Annotated in this window: 16 protein-coding genes, 1 tRNA gene and 1 pseudogene; 6 read left to right on the top strand and 12 right to left on the bottom strand. The window is 55.1% G+C overall.

Features of this window, described 5'->3' with window-relative positions:
* Positions 1-199 precede the first annotated feature (199 nt).
* Positions 200-760: pseudogene (locus CUC55_RS23210) on the top strand (transposase); the annotation flags it as partial.
* 166 nt (positions 761-926) lie between these two features.
* Here the strand turns inward: CUC55_RS23210 and CUC55_RS10510 are convergent.
* The 11 genes from CUC55_RS10510 to msrA all read right to left on the bottom strand — a co-directional run bounded on the left by CUC55_RS10510 (position 927) and on the right by msrA (position 11,489).
* Complete coding sequence (locus tag CUC55_RS10510) at positions 927-1,286, bottom strand: MmcQ/YjbR family DNA-binding protein (RefSeq protein ID WP_103087777.1); 360 nt, start codon at positions 1,284-1,286, stop codon at positions 927-929.
* Positions 1,283-2,488, bottom strand: coding sequence for a bifunctional phosphopantothenoylcysteine decarboxylase/phosphopantothenate--cysteine ligase CoaBC (gene coaBC, locus CUC55_RS10505; RefSeq protein ID WP_103087776.1), 1,206 nt, complete (start codon positions 2,486-2,488; stop codon positions 1,283-1,285). The genes CUC55_RS10510 and coaBC overlap by 4 nt, the downstream gene beginning before the upstream one ends.
* A gap of 78 nt (positions 2,489-2,566) precedes the next feature.
* Positions 2,567-3,877 carry a thymidine phosphorylase gene (gene deoA, locus CUC55_RS10500; protein WP_103087775.1) on the bottom strand — a complete coding sequence of 437 codons (1,311 nt, stop codon included), beginning with the start codon at positions 3,875-3,877 and terminating at the stop codon, positions 2,567-2,569.
* A gap of 4 nt (positions 3,878-3,881) precedes the next feature.
* Complete coding sequence (gene deoC / locus CUC55_RS10495; RefSeq protein WP_103087774.1) at positions 3,882-4,655, bottom strand: deoxyribose-phosphate aldolase; 774 nt, start codon at positions 4,653-4,655, stop codon at positions 3,882-3,884.
* Between the two features lie 2 nt (positions 4,656-4,657).
* Complete coding sequence (locus tag CUC55_RS10490; protein WP_425352211.1) at positions 4,658-5,446, bottom strand: purine-nucleoside phosphorylase; 789 nt, start codon at positions 5,444-5,446, stop codon at positions 4,658-4,660.
* 11 nt (positions 5,447-5,457) lie between these two features.
* Positions 5,458-5,847, bottom strand: a complete 390-nt coding sequence (locus CUC55_RS10485; protein WP_067649786.1) for a cytidine deaminase — start codon at positions 5,845-5,847, stop codon at positions 5,458-5,460.
* Between the two features lie 3 nt (positions 5,848-5,850).
* Entirely contained in the window at positions 5,851-6,822 is a 972-nt protein-coding gene (locus CUC55_RS10480) for an ABC transporter permease (RefSeq protein ID WP_103087773.1), read from the bottom strand.
* 6 nt (positions 6,823-6,828) lie between these two features.
* Positions 6,829-7,932, bottom strand: coding sequence for an ABC transporter permease (locus CUC55_RS10475; RefSeq protein ID WP_103087772.1), 1,104 nt, complete (start codon positions 7,930-7,932; stop codon positions 6,829-6,831).
* Positions 7,933-7,951: 19 nt separating this feature from the next.
* Positions 7,952-9,463 (bottom strand): ABC transporter ATP-binding protein, encoded by a 1,512-nt coding sequence (locus tag CUC55_RS10470; RefSeq protein ID WP_425352808.1) that lies wholly within the window; start codon positions 9,461-9,463, stop codon positions 7,952-7,954.
* A gap of 77 nt (positions 9,464-9,540) precedes the next feature.
* Complete coding sequence (locus CUC55_RS10465) at positions 9,541-10,533, bottom strand: BMP family lipoprotein (protein ID WP_103087770.1); 993 nt, start codon at positions 10,531-10,533, stop codon at positions 9,541-9,543.
* A 305-nt stretch (positions 10,534-10,838) separates the two neighbouring features.
* A complete protein-coding gene (gene msrA / locus CUC55_RS10460; RefSeq protein ID WP_103087808.1) occupies positions 10,839-11,489 on the bottom strand; it encodes a peptide-methionine (S)-S-oxide reductase MsrA in 651 nt (216 codons plus the stop codon).
* A 621-nt stretch (positions 11,490-12,110) separates the two neighbouring features.
* Between msrA and CUC55_RS10450 the strand changes: the two genes are divergently transcribed.
* Positions 12,111-12,200 (top strand) — tRNA-Ser (locus tag CUC55_RS10450).
* A 41-nt stretch (positions 12,201-12,241) separates the two neighbouring features.
* Here the strand turns inward: CUC55_RS10450 and CUC55_RS10445 are convergent.
* Positions 12,242-13,474, bottom strand: a complete 1,233-nt coding sequence (locus CUC55_RS10445; protein ID WP_103087768.1) for an ROK family transcriptional regulator — start codon at positions 13,472-13,474, stop codon at positions 12,242-12,244.
* Between the two features lie 264 nt (positions 13,475-13,738).
* On the opposite strand from CUC55_RS10445, the gene CUC55_RS10440 reads away from it, so the two are divergent.
* The 4 genes from CUC55_RS10440 (at position 13,739) to CUC55_RS10425 (ending at position 17,380) form a co-directional block, all read left to right on the top strand.
* Positions 13,739-14,761, top strand: coding sequence for a sugar ABC transporter substrate-binding protein (locus tag CUC55_RS10440; RefSeq protein WP_103087767.1), 1,023 nt, complete (start codon positions 13,739-13,741; stop codon positions 14,759-14,761).
* A gap of 134 nt (positions 14,762-14,895) precedes the next feature.
* Positions 14,896-15,960 (top strand): ABC transporter permease, encoded by a 1,065-nt coding sequence (locus CUC55_RS10435; protein WP_067649763.1) that lies wholly within the window; start codon positions 14,896-14,898, stop codon positions 15,958-15,960.
* Positions 15,961-15,971: 11 nt separating this feature from the next.
* Positions 15,972-16,754, top strand: a complete 783-nt coding sequence (locus CUC55_RS10430; protein ID WP_067649899.1) for an ATP-binding cassette domain-containing protein — start codon at positions 15,972-15,974, stop codon at positions 16,752-16,754.
* Positions 16,751-17,380: a nucleoside triphosphate hydrolase gene (locus tag CUC55_RS10425; protein ID WP_103087766.1), complete on the top strand. Its 630-nt coding sequence runs from the start codon at positions 16,751-16,753 to the stop codon at positions 17,378-17,380. The genes CUC55_RS10430 and CUC55_RS10425 overlap by 4 nt, the downstream gene beginning before the upstream one ends.
* The last annotated feature ends 66 nt before the right edge of the window (positions 17,381-17,446 follow it).

The following is a 17,446-nucleotide window of genomic DNA, read 5'->3' as shown; positions in this document are numbered from 1 at the left end:
TCAGGCTCATAACCTGAAGGCCGCAGGTTCAAATCCTGCCCCCGCAACCAAAAATTCCCAAAAGCCAAATAAAGCCCAATCACGTGGCTTTCTGTGTTCATGACTACCGGATTGATCAGTGCGGCATATGAGGTCTTCCAGAAAAGGTCCGCTCGCTGAGAAAATCCGGACCCCTCTTGCCAAATGCAAACGTCACGATCATCACTTTCTTATCCTGCACCAACACACGAGCAAAAAAGACTGGCCATGCGATTGATCAAAGTCATCCAGAACGTTCTGGAAAGGCGACAACGTTGGTTCAAGAAGTAACCCAATCCCGACCCGGGGCGGCTCGTGTGTGCATCGGCGAAACCTGGGCCACTATAAATATGGCCCGTACTCATGGNCTATACCGCAAAGCGAGCAGTTGCGGATGGGTTTTTCTCACGGTTGTCGCAAGACGACGACAGTGGTTGCCGGCCGACGCAATACGGGAATGGTCGCGCCACTTGTTATCGACGCATCGATCAACGGTGAATTGTTCAAGTCGTATGTCGCTCAGGTTCTGGCTCCGACATTGAAGCCGGGTGACGTCATCATCCTCGATAATCTGTCCAGCAGCAAACAATCGAGAGCAAGCAATTGATCGAAGCGGTCAGCGCGAGGATGATATTCCTTCCGTGCTACAACCCGGATTTCAATCCCATTGAGAATAGAGTTTTTCAAGCTTAGAGCTCTCCTGCGAAAAGCAGCCGAGAGAACAGTCACCGGGCCGGGCGATCACACGAGCGTTTCGGTTTATTCGTCCAGTGTTTGAAGGAGAGTTTGTAGCGACAAGCGTATGCCGCTGCCCTGTTCGGCGCGAAATTTTGCAACGTCTATATCGCAGCAGCCGATCTGATGGTGATGGTATTGAAATGCTACGGCGCTGATAATTATGCCTGATCTCAGCTCAACCTGATACCGAGTTCCGTTCGCACTTTTTNGGTCAATCCACACGCTACCAACTCATAAGACCGGCGGACATAGTGTTCTACCTCCATTGGCTCTAGCGGAGCATCATCGGAAATGGAAATCCATTTGCGCTTCGCAAAATAGGGTGCCTGACTTACTCCATGCATTTGGGTGAGAATTTCGAAGCTTTCTTCAGAGCATTTAACGACGAGACGCCAGTTCTCTCGCTCTCCTAGAACTGCGAATACCTTCCCTCCGACTTTGGCAACATGAGAATCCCATTGGTCGACAAAACTGACGCCCGGCCATTTTTCCAAGATCAAATCGAAATTTTGACGGTCGAACAGGCTCATGAGATTTTTNCCGCGATCAATGCTGCAAGGTTTCTTGCCACTTCATGTTTGTCGAGATCTGGCCAGATGTCTGTTCCGGTTCTGGAAATAATCTTCACTCTGTTCCTGTCACCGCCCATTACGCCACTGGCGGTGGACACGTCGTTGGCTACGATGATATCTGCACCCTTTCTTTCCAGCTTTAAGCGTCCATTTTTTNCAATATCCTGTGTTTCTGCCGCGAAGCCGATGACGATATTCGGCCTGTTTGCGTGATGACCGACGATTTTGAGAATATCGGGATTTTCCGTCAATTGCAGAGCCATGGGTTGGTTCATGGACTGTTTTTNAATCTTCTGATCCACAGATGTTGTCGTACGCCAATCGGCAACTGCTGCGACCATCACAGCAATGTCGGCAGGCAAATGTGACAAGACGGCGTCAAGCATTTCTTCGGCGCGCTCAACATGGATGGTCGCAACTTGTTGAGGATCATCTATCGCCACCGGGCCGGATATGAGTGTTACATTTGCACCGAGCTCGGCTAATGCTACCGCGATAGCATGGCCTTGCTTGCCTGAAGAGCGGTTGGCAATGTAGCGCACTGGGTCGATCGGCTCATAAGTGGGGCCGGAGGTAACGATGGCTTTTTNCCCCGCTAGCGGTTTGGGTCTGTCATCCAGCACTCTTTCGGCGGCCTCAACGATCTGCAGCGGCTCTCCCATGCGGCCAAGGCCAGCCTCCCCCTTTTCAGCCATCTCACCCGCCATGGGCCCGGTGAAGTGGACACCATCGGCTTTTAGCGTTTCAGTATTGCGTTTTGTCGCTTTTGCGGCCCACATTTNGGGGTTCATCGCAGGGGCAACCAGTACCGGGCGGTCCGTCGCAAGCAGGACTGTCGAAGCCAGATCGTTTGCCAATCCGTTTGCCATTTTNGCCATCAGATCGGCGGTCGCGGGCGCGACGATCACCAGATCACAATCTCGCGCCAATCTGATATGACCGACATCCTGCTCATCCTGCCGTGAAAACAAATCTGTGAAGACATGGGTGGCGGACAGAGCGCCGACGGCGAGTGGAGTGATAAATTCCTTTGCGCTCTCCGTCATCACCGGGGTGACCTTCGCGCCACGCTCTCTCAGGCGCCTGATAAGATCGAGACTCTTGTAGGCCGCGATGCCGCCGGAAATGATAAGGAGGATGTGTTTGCCTGAAAGTACCATAATGCCGGTCCGTTTCCCGTTTGAGGGCGAACCTAAGCCCTTGGCTTTCAAAGTGCAATCTCGCTATAGCTAAAGCGCTTAGCCAACACGCCCTTGTATGATGGGGGGTACTGTGACTGGGACAGGCGACATTGAGAATGCATTTAAAACGGTAACGATCGCGCGCTCGGCGTCCTGTTCTGTCGCGGCATGGACGATGGCCATTGGCTGGCCTTTTNCCACACGCTCTCCCAAGGGCAGAATGTCAGAAATACCGACCCTATGATCGATTACATCCTTCGGAAGACGTCTTCCACCGCCGAGCTCGACAATGGCCATGCCGATGTCTCGGGTTTGACAGGATGAAAGCCACCCTGTGACTGGAGCTGGAACAGGCAAGATGTGAGGCGCGCGTTGAATATACTGGCCAGGCTTTTCGACGAAATCCTTCGGCCCACCAAGAATGGCGACCATACGGCCGAAGTGCTCTATTGCCGCCCCGCTTGCCAGCGCATGCCGAACTTTTCTTTCGGCATCAACCAGATTTGAAACGACATCAGACTGAACCAGCATGTCGGCTGCGAAGGCGAGAACCAGTGTTTCGATGCGTGTACCACCCTTTTTGCCATCGAGAAAATCAAGGCAATGAATGATTTCCAGTGCGTTTCCGGCTGCATCTGCCAATGGTTGATTCATATCTGTCAGCAGAGCCGATGTTTGCACGCCCGCACCATTGGCCACATCCACCAATGAACGGGCCAGCATCTCGGCGTCCTCGGTGCTCTGCATAAATGCGCCATTGCCGAATTTGACATCCAGAACCAATGTCTCAAGTCCCGCAGCTAGCTTCTTCGACAGGATGGAGGCTGTGATCAATGGGACTGAATCGACGGTCGCCGTTACATCGCGAATGGCATAGAGACGCTTGTCGGCGGGAGCGAGATCGCCCGTCTGGCCGATAATGGCGCAGCCGACCTCAGCGACTGCGCGGCGAAACAACGTTTCGTCGGGCATAACGTTGTAGCCGGGAATCGCTTCCAGCTTATCGAGCGTACCGCCGGTGTGGCCAAGCCCCCGGCCCGAAATCATCGGCACGGCCAATCCGCAGGCTGCGACGATGGGTGCAAGCATGAGCGAGACATTATCGCCAACACCCCCTGTGGAGTGCTTATCCGCGATCGGCTTGCCGATTCCTGCCCATGAAAGAATATCGCCACTATCACGCATGGCGAGGGTTAGAGCGATCGTTTCGTCACGGGTCATCCCACGAAAGAAAACCGCCATGGAGAAAGCTGCTGCCTGTCCCTCGGAAATTGCACCGGTGGAAAGAGCTGCGATAAAGTCTCCAATTTCGCCCGCCGTCAGTATCGCGCCATCGCGTTTGCGGCGGATGATTTCCTGTGGGATCATGCGTTCAATATCCGCTGGACGCTTTTGCCGGCTCGTCCCCTGCGAGAACATTCAAGATATCGTCCAGAATTCCGGAGGCACCGAAACGGAATGTCGACGGCATCGCCNAATTGGGCTGCATGATCGTCTCAGCAAGGCGCAGATACAACGTAGCATCCGCAACCGTCCCGATACCACCAGCAGGCTTGAAACCCACCTTCTTTTTGCTGTCTCTGATGGACTGCAACATGATGTCTGCCGATTCCAACGTGGCATTGATGTTCACCTTGCCGGTAGAGGTTTTGATGAAATCAGCACCCTCGGCTATGGCGATTTCGGACGCCCGCCTGATCAACGACTTGTCTTTTAATTCGCCCGTTTCGAGAATGACCTTGAGTAAAACAGGCGTTGTGCAAGTCTTGCGTACTGCAGCTACCATCGTTGAGACCGCAGCTTCATCGCCTGCGATGAATTTTTNGTAGGGAATGACGAGATCGATTTCGTCGGCGCCATCAGCGATCGCGCGCCGCGTTTCTTCAACGACCGTTGCCACGTCAGAATCGCCAGCCGGGAAATTTACGACAGTTGCAATGCGAATGGTGTGATTGTTGCCGAAGGCCGCGCGTGCCTGAGCGACAAATCGCGGCCAGATGCAGATGGCAGCGGTGGTGCCATATTGCGTGTGGGCCCTCTGGCACAAAGCAGCAATCTGCTCCGGCGTGCAGTCTTCCTTCAAATTTGTGAGGTCCAATAGGGACAAGGCGAGAGCGGCAGCTTCACGCGGGCGCTGAAGTTCCATGCTCAATTTCCTCCAGAAATCATTTCCGTTAAAATCGCGGCCAGTCTCTTGCCGCCAATCGGCGCCATGTCTTTCGTTTCGTCATGACTTAATTCTTCGCCAGTCATTCCGGCACCGTAATTGGTAATAACCGAAGCGGCCGCAACGCGCATCCCGAAAAATCGTGCGAGAATGGCTTCTGGCACGGTTGACATGCCGACCGCGTCTGCACCGAGCGTTCGGGCCATACGGATTTCCGCAGGCGTTTCGAAACTTGGACCAGAAAACCACATATAAACGCCGGTGAATAAAGGAACAGTGGCGCGAATGGCAGCATTGCGCATGGCAATCGAAAGTTCCGCGTCATAGGCACTGGTCATACCCACGAAGCGCCGATCGGTTTCTTCACCGATCAGCGGGTTCATGCCGGAATAATTGATATGGTCGGTAACCTGCATGACCGACCCCGGTGGCATGTCTTGTCTGACGGAGCCTGCCGAATTCGTCAGAATGAGCGATTGTACGCCGATGCCTGCGAGAGCTTCAATGGCTGACCGCATGGCCGCCGCATCGCCTTTTTCATAATAGTGGACACGGCCTGCAAGCATGAGGACGGGCTGTCCGCCGAGATATCCCGCCACAAGTTCGCCCGCATGACCGGAAACGGCACTCTCCGGAAAGCCAGGAATATCCGAATAGGGGACACGGATAGCGTCTGAGACCTCGTCCACCAGAGAGCCGAGCCCGGAGCCGAGGATAATGGCGGTTCGTGGCACAAGCCCGTTCAGCCTGTCAACGAGAACGTCGATCATCGCATGATCCATCAAGCAAGCTCGGTCTTGAAACTGAAGGGCAAAAGCTCTTCCATGGTCATGACCTTTTGAACGCCAGCCTCATCACAAAGATAGATTTTAGTATCGGCAGAGGCGAATTCTGCGATTTTCTGGCGGCAGCCACCGCAGGGTGGGCAAAGAGCCAGCTTTTCGGCGATGACTGCGATCTCTGCGATTTTCTTGGCGCCACCCATGATCATGGCGCTGATGGCGGATGGTTCCGCACACCAGCCTTGTGGAAAGGAAAGGTTCTCGATGTTGGTGCCTTTGTAAATCCTGCCGTCTTCGGCGCGGATGGCTGCACCGACCGGAAACTTGGAGTAAGGCGCGTGCGCAAAGCTCATAGCATCGCGGGCTGCTTCGAAAAGCTCGTGAGACATGGACTAACGCTCCTTTGAATAGGCGACGCCACCGGCCTTCGGCGGTTTTGCAACGCCAATGAACCCGGCCAGCAGAATACAGGTGAGGATATAAGGCAGCGCCTGGAAGATTTGAACAGGAACTTCGCCAATGCCGGGTATTGTTTTGCCCTGCATGAAGTTCGCTATCGCGTCCAGAAAGCCGAACAGCAGGCACGCAAACATGACTGGAACGGGCTTCCACTTGGCGAAGATCAGCGCGGCCAACGCAATATAACCCTTACCGGCAGACATGTTGGCAATGAAGGCTGCCGATTGCGCGACCGCGAGATAGGCTCCTGCAAAGCCGCAGAGAAAACCGGCAACAATGACGGCGCGGAAGCGCATCCATGCCACGGAAATGCCTGCCGTATCCACAGCGCCGGGGTTTTCACCGACGGCACGAAGACGAAGACCAAAGCGCGTGCGGTAGAGAACCCACCAGGAAATAGGCACGGCGAGAAAGGCGAGGTAAGTCAGGATATTGTTGCCGGAAATGACGTTGGCGTAAAGCGGCCCGATAAAAGGCACTTCGCGCATCATATCCACGCCCGGCAGTATGATGGGAGAGAAGCGGCCTTCGCCGGGGATTTGCGGTGTACGACCGCCTTGCCCGAACCATGCCTGTCCCAGAACCACCGTCAGACCGGCGGCAACGAAGTTCAGCGCCACGCCGGAGACGATCTGGTTGCCGCGATTGGTAATGACAGCAAAGCCATGTACCAGCGAGAAAAAGATCGCGGTGCCAATGCCTGCGGCAAGTCCAGCCCATGGATTTCCCGTAAGATAGGCAACGCAAGCAGACGCGAAAGCCGCAGCCAGCATCTTGCCCTCAAGGCCGATATCGAACACGCCTGCGCGTTCGGAAAACAGTCCGGCCAGTGCCGTAAAAAAANGCGGGATTGTCAGACGAACGGTCGAACCGAGAATGCTGATCAGCATATCGAAGGTTTCCATGGGCCGTTACCTCTTCACGAATTGCTGATAGATGTGCACGAGCGCGGGGCGATACATAAATTCAAGCGCGCCCGCAAAGAGGATGACGAGGCCCTGAATGACGACGATCATCTCGCGGGTGATATTAGGCATTTCAAAGGAAAGATCTGCGCCACCCTGGTAGAGTATACCGAAAAGCAATGCCGCAAATACGATGCCAAGCGGGTGGCTGCGCCCCATCAGCGACACGGCAATGCCGACGAAACCGGCACCCCCCACGAACTCCACTTGCAGCCGAGCGGACGCACCCATGACCGGGTTCAGCGCCATCATGCCCGCCAGACCACCGGAGATCAGCATGGCGATGATGACAGTGCGTGAATAGGGAATGCCAGCATAGACCGCAGCGGAGGGNCTGATGCCGAGCGTACGCATCTCATAACCCAGTTTGGTGCGCCAGATGAGCACCCAGACCAGAAAAGCCGCAACCAGCGCAATGATGAATGACACGTTGAAGGGGGCAGGTCCAAGTTTCAGACCGAACATTGCCATCAGCCAGTCCAGTTTCGGCAATTGTCCACCTGGCAGAAAAGTACGGGTTTCAGGGGCCATCTTACCTGGTACGATCAGCACATTCACCAGTAGGTATACCATCAGAGCCGCGGCTATGAAGTTGAACATGATGGTGGTGATGACGACATGGCTGCCGCGTTTCGCTTGAAGCCAGCCCGGAATGAAGGCCCAGGCGGCGCCGAACACCGCGGCACCGATGACGGCAAACGGCATGGTTACGTACCAGGGCACGTAGCGGTCCAGTGCAAGTGCCACAAGTGCTGCGCCTAAACCGCCAATGTAAGCCTGACCTTCGGAGCCGATGTTGAAGAGCCCAGCATGAAAAGCGACGGCCACCGACAGGCCGGTGAAGATGAAGCTCGTTGTGTAGAATAGTGTGAAACCAATGGCATCACCCCGGCCCAGCGCACCTTCGATCAAAAGCTGCAGGGCGGCAAAGGGATCTTCGCCGATGCCCCACACGACGAGACCGGAAATGACGAATGCGGTGAGAATATTCAAAAACGGCAGAAGGCCGTAGGACATCCAGTTGGGAAGAGGGACGGAAGCTGTACTCATGAGCTTTAAAGCCTTTGCCTTATGCGGCGATGCCGGCCATCATCAGGCCCAGCGTCTGTTCTTCGGCTTCCGCCGTTTTCTCTCCAACGACCCGGCCCGCGAACATCACCAGAATACGATCCGACAACGACCGTATCTCATCAAGCTCCACGGACACCAGCAGAATTGCCTTGCCGGCATCACGCATTTCGATGATGCGGCGATGGATAAACTCGATGGCACCGATATCGACGCCACGTGTTGGCTGGCCGATGATCAGCATGTTTGGATCACGCTCAATCTCGCGCGCAACGACGATCTTCTGCTGGTTGCCACCTGAGAAATTGGCAGTTTNCAAATTCGCATTTGGCGGGCGGATATCGTATTTCTCGATCTTTNCGATAGCATCCTTACGAATGGCTTCTGGATTGAGGAACGGTCCCTTGCCGTAACGCTCGTCGCGGTGATAGCCGAGGATGGAGTTTTCATACTCCTCGAACTTCAACACCAGCCCCATGTGATGACGATCTTCCGGAATATGGGCCAAGCCCAGCTTGCGCAGCACTGCGGGATCGACCTTGTCGACCGTCTTGCCGCCCATCAGAATTTCACCGGAATACGGTTTGCGAATACCAGCGATGGCCTCCAGCAGTTCCGACTGGCCGTTGCCAGCCACACCGGCAATGCCGACGATTTCGCCAGCGCGCACATCGAAAGATACGTCATCCACCATGGTCACACCACGGCTATCCTTGACAGTCAGATTGCGCACGGAGAACAGAACGTCGCCAGGATTGGCTTCTCCTTTTTCAACGCGCAGCAGGACACGGCGACCAACCATGAGTTCAGCGAGTTCTTCGACCGTGGTCTCGGACGTCTTGCGGGTCGCAACCATTTCGCCGCGACGCATGACGGAGACGTCATCGGTGATGGCCATGATTTCGCGCAGTTTGTGGGTGATGAGAATAACTGTTTTGCCCTGATCGCGCAGCACGCTCAAAATCTTGAAAAGATGATCGGCTTCGGCGGGTGTCAAAACCCCTGTCGGTTCATCCAGAATAAGGATTTCGGCACCACGATACATCGCCTTGAGGATTTCCACACGTTGCTGCAATCCAACCGGCAAATCCTCGATGATCGCGTCAGGATTGACCTCAAGGCCGTATTCGTCTTCGAGACGCTTCAATTCCTTGCGGGTCGCAGCTGTGCCTTTTGCAAGCAAAGCGCCGCCTTCGGCACCCAGCATGATATTTTCAAGCACCGAGAAATTTTCGACCAGCATGAAGTGCTGGTGAACCATGCCGATGCCTGCATCGATCGCCGCCTGGCTGTCTCTGATATTGACGGGTTTGCCGTCAATGCGGATTTCTCCTGAATCGGCAGAATAAANTCCATAAAGAATCGACATCAGTGTCGATTTNCCGGCCCNGTTTNCACCGATGATGCCATGGATCGTTCCCTTGGCAACGGTGAGATTGATATTTTTATTGGCATGCACGGTGCCGAATTTTTTATCGATACCGACAAGCTCGATTGCAGGTTCCATCGTCAACCCAAATGTCTCCGGAGGCTGGATATGAAANGGGCGCAACGCGAAATCCGCGATGCGCCCGTCTTCTACAAATCACATCACTTTGGGCAAGACTTGTCCGACATGTAGTCGTGAACCTTGACAGTACCGGCAATGATGTCCGCCTTCGCCTTTTCAACGGCAGCAGTCATTTCAGGGGTAATCAGAGCCTTGTTGTTGTCATCAAGCGCGTAAGCAACGCCGTCTTCCTTGACGCCGAGAGACGTGACGCCAGCGGTGAACTTGTCGTCCTTGGTGTCCTTGAACGCGTTATAGACAGCAAGATCGACGCGTTTGACCATCGATGTCAAANCCGAACCGGGGTGCAGGTGGTTCTGGTTGGAATCGACGCCAATCGAGTACTTTTTGTTATCGGCCACCGTCTGGAGAACGCCGAGACCGGTGGCACCTGCCGCTGCGTAAACGACGTCAGCACCCTGGTCGAGTTGGTTCTTTGTCAGCTCACCGCCACGAACCGGGTCGTTCCAGGCGGCACCCGTTGTACCGGTCATGTTCTGGAAAACTTCGATCTTGTCGTTGGCGNCCTTGGCACCTTGCGCATAACCGCAAGCGAACTTGCGGATTAGCGGAATATCCATGCCGCCGATGAAGCCAACTTTGCCGGTCTTGGACGCCATACCGGCTAGAAGGCCGACGAGGTAAGAGCCTTCCTCTTCTTTGTAAACAACGGAGCGCACATTCGGCAGCTCGACGACGGAGTCGATAATCACGAACTTGGTGTCGGGAAACTCGGCAGCCACCTTTNCCATAGCGGATGTCCAGGCAAANGACACAGCAACGACTGGATTGAAGCCACGGCTCGCGAAGTTTCGGATCGCCTGCTCACCCTGTGTATCGCTGGTCGGCTCGAAATCGCGGTATTCGGTGCCGGTCTCCGCCTTGAATTTTTCTGCGCCTGTCGCGGCGGCTTCGTTGAACGACTTATCGAATTTACCGCCCGTGCCATAGACCAGCGCAGGCTTGATATCCGCAGCCAAAGCGGAAGCCGACATCGCGGCCAGCGCGAAAAGCGTCAGAAGGGATTTTTTCATTGTGCAGCCCTGTTGTTACAGTTTGGTTTTTTAAAGGGTCCTCCCGCAAACCCGGTTACGGGCATGTCTGCGGAACTGCCAGCCTTTTCTAGACTGTGCGTGGGCATATCCTTGCACGGCTGCAAGAAAAATTCATCCGGTTTTTTTNACCCGGTGGAAAAACCCTTAACTGCTGCTTTCTAGAGCAATAGGCTTAAAAAANGGGATGCGGCGTTGCGATAACGATAGGCAGCACGGGTGAGGCGAGAAAGCCCTGCGGGGAAACCCGCGAACCCAGTCGCCTCACCGCTGATCGGTGCGCAGGCCTAGCTGATATTGCAGCTCACACCGGTTCCGCGTAGCCCGCAATATCCGCCGGGATTTTTNGCCAGATATTGCTGGTGATAGTCTTCTGCATGATAAAAAATATCCAGTGGCCCGATTTCCGTAGTGATCGCTTGCCCGTGGCCGGCATCCTTCAATGCCTGCTGGAATAGGTCTCGGGCCGCCTTGACCTCAGCCAGCTGCGACTCGCTGGTGGTATAGATGGCGGATCTATAGGTGGTACCGACATCATTGCCCTGGCGCATGCCCTGTGTCGGGTCATGCTCCTCGAAGAATGTCTTGAGCAATGCGGCCAACGACACCTTCGCCGGATCGAATACGACCTTCACCATTTCCGTGTGACCTGTCAGCCCCGTGGTCGTTTCCTGATAGGTAGGATTTCGCGTGATACCCCCGGCATAACCGACAGCCGTGACCCACACGCCCGGTGTTTTCCAGAACAGACGCTCCGCCCCCCAGAAGCATCCCATTCCAAGATAGATCGTCTCCAGATTATCGGGGTAGGGGCCTTTCAACGGATTGCCGTTGACGAAATGATGTTCCGGGATCGGCAGAGGCTCATCACGGCCGGGATAAGCGGTCTCCGGTGTGGGCATGACGGTTTTTTNAGACATCGTGTCAAATCCGAACATTGCAGTCTCCTTGCGCGCCCGAACGGGGCCGCCCTCTGGTTTCAGCATGAATATGCGTGACGATGGCCGCATTAAGCGGCAAAGCGGCCAATGGCTCTTTGCTTCTTGTACCCAGCCATCCAAANCAGCAGTGACAGGGTAAGAAGAACTGCAAAAGCTGGAACCATCGACAGGCCATTTTCGACCCAACGCCACGCTTCGGGATGAATATAGTGCGCGACCCCGCCTTCTACCATGGTGACCGAAGCAGGAAAAANTTTGACCCACGCGTCTTGCGTGCTCATCAAGTCGACGGACGACGTCGAGACGGAGCGGATCGAATCCAGAACGCCGACGCCAACTGCCGCAGCCAGAAATAAGAAACTGATGAACCGGAAAACCGTTTTCATGGATGGCTGCTCCGATGATTATTGCAAAACTGCGAGCCGATTGGCACGCTGGGCTTTGGCCCAGAACTCACTGGATAATGTGGCTAAACCGCCTTTGCAATCCACATCGGTACCAAGCAATTGTTGCACAAATAAAAAAACTGTCAGATTCGGGTTGATCCCAGCGAATTCATCGGTATATATCGCGCCGTTCCAGTGATTTGCAGTTTTCACAAAATGCAGATGTTTAGACGGACAGGTGGCCGAGTGGTTTAAGGCGCACGCCTGGAACGCGTGTGTGCGTGAAAGCGTACCGTGGGTTCGAATCCCACCCTGTCCGCCATCCCTTCCAGATATCAAATCAGCTATACAAGCGTTATTCGTTTATGCGGTCGTTTCTTTGAACAGAACGTTCTGGTCCAGAAGATAACGTGAAAACAACGGCAGGCTTGCGCCACCGATTGCACGTGCCTGGCTGCCAACAGCACCCTCTCGTATTTCCGGCACGACGACGCCTTGTAGGTCGTGCAAATCCAGCGCCTTTTTGGTTGCCGCAACGATCCGTGCGCGTACCCAGCTGGGAAAGCCGCCATCAATGATGACGGAAGCGAAATCGATGATCGATGCCGCGGCGAGTACTGCCTGGGCGAGGGCCGCGGCGGTGTTTTGTATCCATCGCTCCAGTGGCTCTCCGAAGTCGATCCAATCGTCAGGGGAAAACCACAGGGGCTTCGGGTCTACGTGATGTTCACGCAACATGTCTTCCAGCACGAAGATCGACGCGATCTTGAGTAATGGGACAGTGGAGCCATCCCGCCCCTGAACGGGTAGCGGGCCGATAGCACCCGCTGCACCGGTTCGCCCGGAAANCAGGGCGGAGTTCAGCACCACGCCTCCGCCGATAAACGATCCTATGAAAACGTAGAGAAANTCAGGATAATTCTGGCCGGACCCGAAAACCAGTTCTGCACCGCAAGCGCTGGTCGCATCGTTTTGAAGGAAAACAGGGTAACTGACCTGATCGGCGATTTCCGCCCTCAAATCCACGCCACGCCAGCGGTCCATTTCTTTTTGTGGCGCACCGACCTCCTGCGCCCAGCTCCACATCTCGAAGGGCGCGGCGATGCCGATGCCAGCAATCCTCTCTCGTTCATCCTCTGACAGCCGTGCCTCAAGCTCCGCCATGCCATTGATGACGAAAGGCAATATCCATTCCGGCATGGGGTAAGGGTAGGTGTTGCGGAGCTTCAGTCTGATCCGGCCGACGAAATCCATCAAAACGAGATCGACGCTACGTCGACCGATCTTGACGCCGAATGAGAAAACCGCATCGGGATTCAGCCGCATGGGGGTGGACGGTTGACCGACCTTGCCACGCAAACGCTCACCGCGAACAAGAAGCCCGTCGCTCTCAAGTGAGCGCATGATGACAGACACCGTTTGCGCTGAAAGGCCGCTCCTGCGGGCAATTTCCGCTTTCGAAAGCCCGCTGTGTCGCCGCACAAGGGAGAGAACAAGGCGCTCATTGTAGGCGCGCACACGGACTTGATTGGCTCCCCCACTCAAATCTGGTGCGTTCGCTGGCGTGTGCCGTGTGGCTTCCGCTGAGCGTGTCATAATTTNCCTCCTCAGTGACGACATTGACGTCGTCAGCCTCTGTACTGCGCAACCACCGTTTAAGCGAAAAGCAGTTCCTCCAAACACACTTTTCAACGGTTACTAAAATTATAACATGCCACATGGAATTAATAATTCAATTGGATTTATTTATTGACACGCTGTTGTTTTGATGTTTCCATCTGCGCCAGTGGCACCCGATCTAGGAGGAGAAGGGCCGCATAAGTCGCTTCAACGAGAAGCACTCATCACTGGGAGGACTACATGAAAAGCACCGTTTCCGCCTTTCTCGGCGCGCTCGCGCTTGGCGTTTCTTTNGCATCTTTNGCATCCGCTGCCGATGTTTCGGCCTGCCTCATCACCAAAACCGACACGAACCCCTTCTTCGTAAAAATGAAGGAAGGCGCGACAGCCAAGGCAAAAGAACTCGGCGTTACGTTGAAATCCTATGCCGGTAAGGTCGATGGCGACTCCGAGAGCCAAGTTGCCGCGATCGAGTCCTGCATTGCCGATGGCGCAAAGGGTATCCTGATCACTGCATCCGACACCAAGGGTATCGTGCCGACTATCAAGAAAGCACGCGACGCTGGCATTCTCGTCATCGCGCTCGACACCCCGCTCGACCCCATTGCGTCTGCCGATGCGACCTTCGCAACAGACAACCTGCTCGCAGGCAAACTGATCGGTGAGTGGGCAAAGGGAACCATGGGCGACAAGGCAAAGGACGCTAAAGTTGGCTTCCTCGACCTTACCCCTGACCAGCCAAGCGTCGACGTTCTGCGCGACCAGGGCTTTATGATCGGCTTCGGCATTGACCCGAAAGACCCGAACAAGATCGGCGACGAAGTCGATCCCCGCATCGTTGGCCATGACGTGACCAACGGCAATGAAGAAGGCGGCCGTAAGGCTATGGAAANCCTTCTCCAGAAGGATCCAGGCATCAACGTCATTCACACCATCAACGAACCTGCCGCGGTTGGCGCTTATCAGGCCCTTAAGGCAGTCGGCATGGAAACGAACGTGCTCATCGTTTCCGTTGACGGCGGTTGCCCCGGCGTTAAATCGGTCCAAGACGGCGTGATCGGCGCGACATCTCAGCAATATCCTCTGATGATGGCAGCGCTTGGCGTGGAAGCGATCAAGAAGTTCGCCGACACAGGTGAAAAGCCAAAGCCAACCGAAGGCAAGTCATTCTTCGACACAGGCGTTTCGCTTGTCACCGACAAGCCGGTTTCCGGCGTTCCAGCCATCAGCGTCAAGGAAGGCCTTGCCAAGTGCTGGGGTTGATAGCCTCTATCGATTAATGTGGGCTGGTCGGGATCAAGTCCCGGCCAGTTTCGCCAAGAAGATTTCGCTGTCAGATTACCCGGCTCAATAACGGGCGCCTTGAAGGGCTGTGCTGGCGGGCGGCAGGAGGAAACATGAGCGGAATACAGGAATTCGAGAAAGTGCTGGATTCAAGCGACAAGAATGTCGCTTCATTCGACCAGCAAAAGATTTCACCCTTCAAGCGCGCGCAGCACTTCCTGCACTCGACCCCTGCGGCGGTGCCGCTGATCGTGTTGATATTGTCGGTCGCCATCTTCGGTCTCACGATCGGCGGGCGCTTCTTTTCATCCTATACTTTGACCCTTATTCTTCAACAGATCGCGGTTGTCGGCATTCTCGGTTCAGCGCAGACGTTGATCATTTTGACCGCCGGTATCGACCTTTCGATTGGTGTCGTGATGGTCATTTCATCCGTGGTCATGGGCAATTTTGCCGTCACCTACGGCTTGCCGACAGGCGTTGCGATCCTCGCAGGCTTTGTGGTTGGCGGATTGTGCGGCTTCTTTAACGGCTTTCTTGTCGCCGTGGTCAAATTGCCACCCTTCATTGTCACGCTGGGATCATGGAATATCGTCATGGCGACGAATTTCATCTATTCTGCGAACGAGACCATACGCGACACGGATGTAGCCCAGAACGCGCCGCTGCTTCACCTCTTTGCCACGAACTTTCGTGTCGGAACCGCAATCTTCACGCTTGGCGTGATTGCCATGGTCGTGCTGGTCGGCGTCCTTTGGTACGTCCTTAATCATACGGCATGGGGTCGTCACGTCTATGCGGTGGGTGATGATCCCGAGGCGGCGAAGCTGTCCGGCATTCAGACGCGCAAGGTTCTCTTGAGTGTCTACACGGTCGCCGGCGTTATCGCAGCCTTTGCGGCCTGGGTCGCCATCGGTCGTAACGGCTCCATCTCACCGTCCGCTGCGGTGACCGACTATAATCTTCAGGCTATTACTGCGACTGTGATTGGCGGCATCTCGCTGTTTGGCGGGCGTGGTTCCATTCTTGGTACACTGTTTGGGGCCATGCTCGTTGGCGTCGTTTCCATGGGTCTCAACATGCTGGGTGCAGATCCCCAGTGGAAAGTCATGCTGACTGGCTGGCTGATCATCGCCGCTGTCGGAATTGACCAATGGATCAGAAAGGCAGGCGTGTGATGGCCGTGGATATGACAAAGCAACCCATTCTCTCTGCCCATGGCCTGTTTAAGCGCTATGGTCGTGTGACAGCTCTCGACAACGCCGATTTCGATTTGTACCCAGGCGAAATCCTCGCAGTCATTGGCGATAACGGTGCTGGCAAATCCTCCCTGATCAAGGCTCTCTCCGGTGCTGTCCGCCCGGACGAAGGTGAAATCAGGTTGGAAGGCAAGCAGGTACAGTTCAAGACTCCATTGGAGGCCCGCGACGCCGGTATCGAAACCGTCTATCAGAACTTGGCGCTTTCACCCGCGCTGTCGATCACTGATAACATGTTCCTCGGGCGCGAACTCAGAAAGCCCGGCTTCATGGGCACAGTGCTTCGCAAGCTGGACCATGCTGCAATGGATAAGTTTGCGCGCGAAAAGCTCTCCGAACTCGGGCTGATGACCATTCAGAACATCAACCAGTCGGTGGAAACCCTCTCAGGTGGCCAGCGGCAAGGTGTAGCTGTTGCAAGAGCCGCAGCTTTCGGCTCCAAGGTCGTTATCCTCGACGAACCGACGGCGGCCCTGGGTGTCAAGGAAAGCCGGCGCGTGCTGGAGCTTATTCTGGACGTTCGCTCCCGCGGTATGCCTATCGTCCTCATCTCGCACAACATGCCGCATGTGTTTGAGGTCGCAGACCGCATTCACATTCATCGGCTCGGAAAGCGCCTCTGCGTGATCAATCCGAAGGAATACACAATGTCGGATGCTGTCGCCTTCATGACGGGTGCCAAGGAGCCTCCAAAGGAAACTATGGCCGCATGACTATGACACTCGGTGCGCTGACCGATGCTATCGTGCAGCGCGCGTCGGGAAATTCCCGCTTCATCGTCGCCATTGCCGGTCCCCCAGGGGCCGGCAAATCCACTTTGGCCGATGCACTTTACTGTGAACTGACCAAGCGTGGCGAAAAAGCCGAAGTTCTGCCCATGGACGGGTTCCATATGGACAACGGCATTTTACGTGAGCGCGGCCTTCTTGCCCGTAAAGGCGCTCCCGAAACGTTCGACGTGCGCGGTTTCTTCGATATCGTCAACGCGGTGCGAAAGGCAGATCAGGACGTTCTGGTACCGGTTTTCGACCGCGCCCGGGAAATCGCCATCGCATCTGCACGCTCCGTCTCTTCTGAAACGCGGTTCATTCTCGCGGAAGGGAACTATCTTCTGTTGAATGAGCAGCCGTGGATTCAACTGAAAAACAGCTTTGATCTTTCCATTTTCGTCGGACCAAGCGTGGAGGTTCTCGAGCAGCGCTTACGAGATCGCTGGATCGGATACGGATTGGACGAAGCGGGCATTGCCGCAAANCTCTATGGCAATGATTTGCCAAACGGCAAGCGCGTGGTTCAGAACGCGCAAGAAGCTGATATCAAGATCGATATATGGGAGTAGGGACTTCCTCCCTCAGATACTGCTCTGTTCGTGAAAATTCGTTCCGCTTTTCCAGCGCATGCTGTA

Source organism: Agrobacterium bohemicum, assembly GCF_002896715.1.
Classification (GTDB): domain Bacteria; phylum Pseudomonadota; class Alphaproteobacteria; order Rhizobiales; family Rhizobiaceae; genus Agrobacterium; species Agrobacterium bohemicum.
Note: the sequence above shows the minus strand (reverse complement) of the source record. Positions and strands in the feature narration are given on the sequence as shown.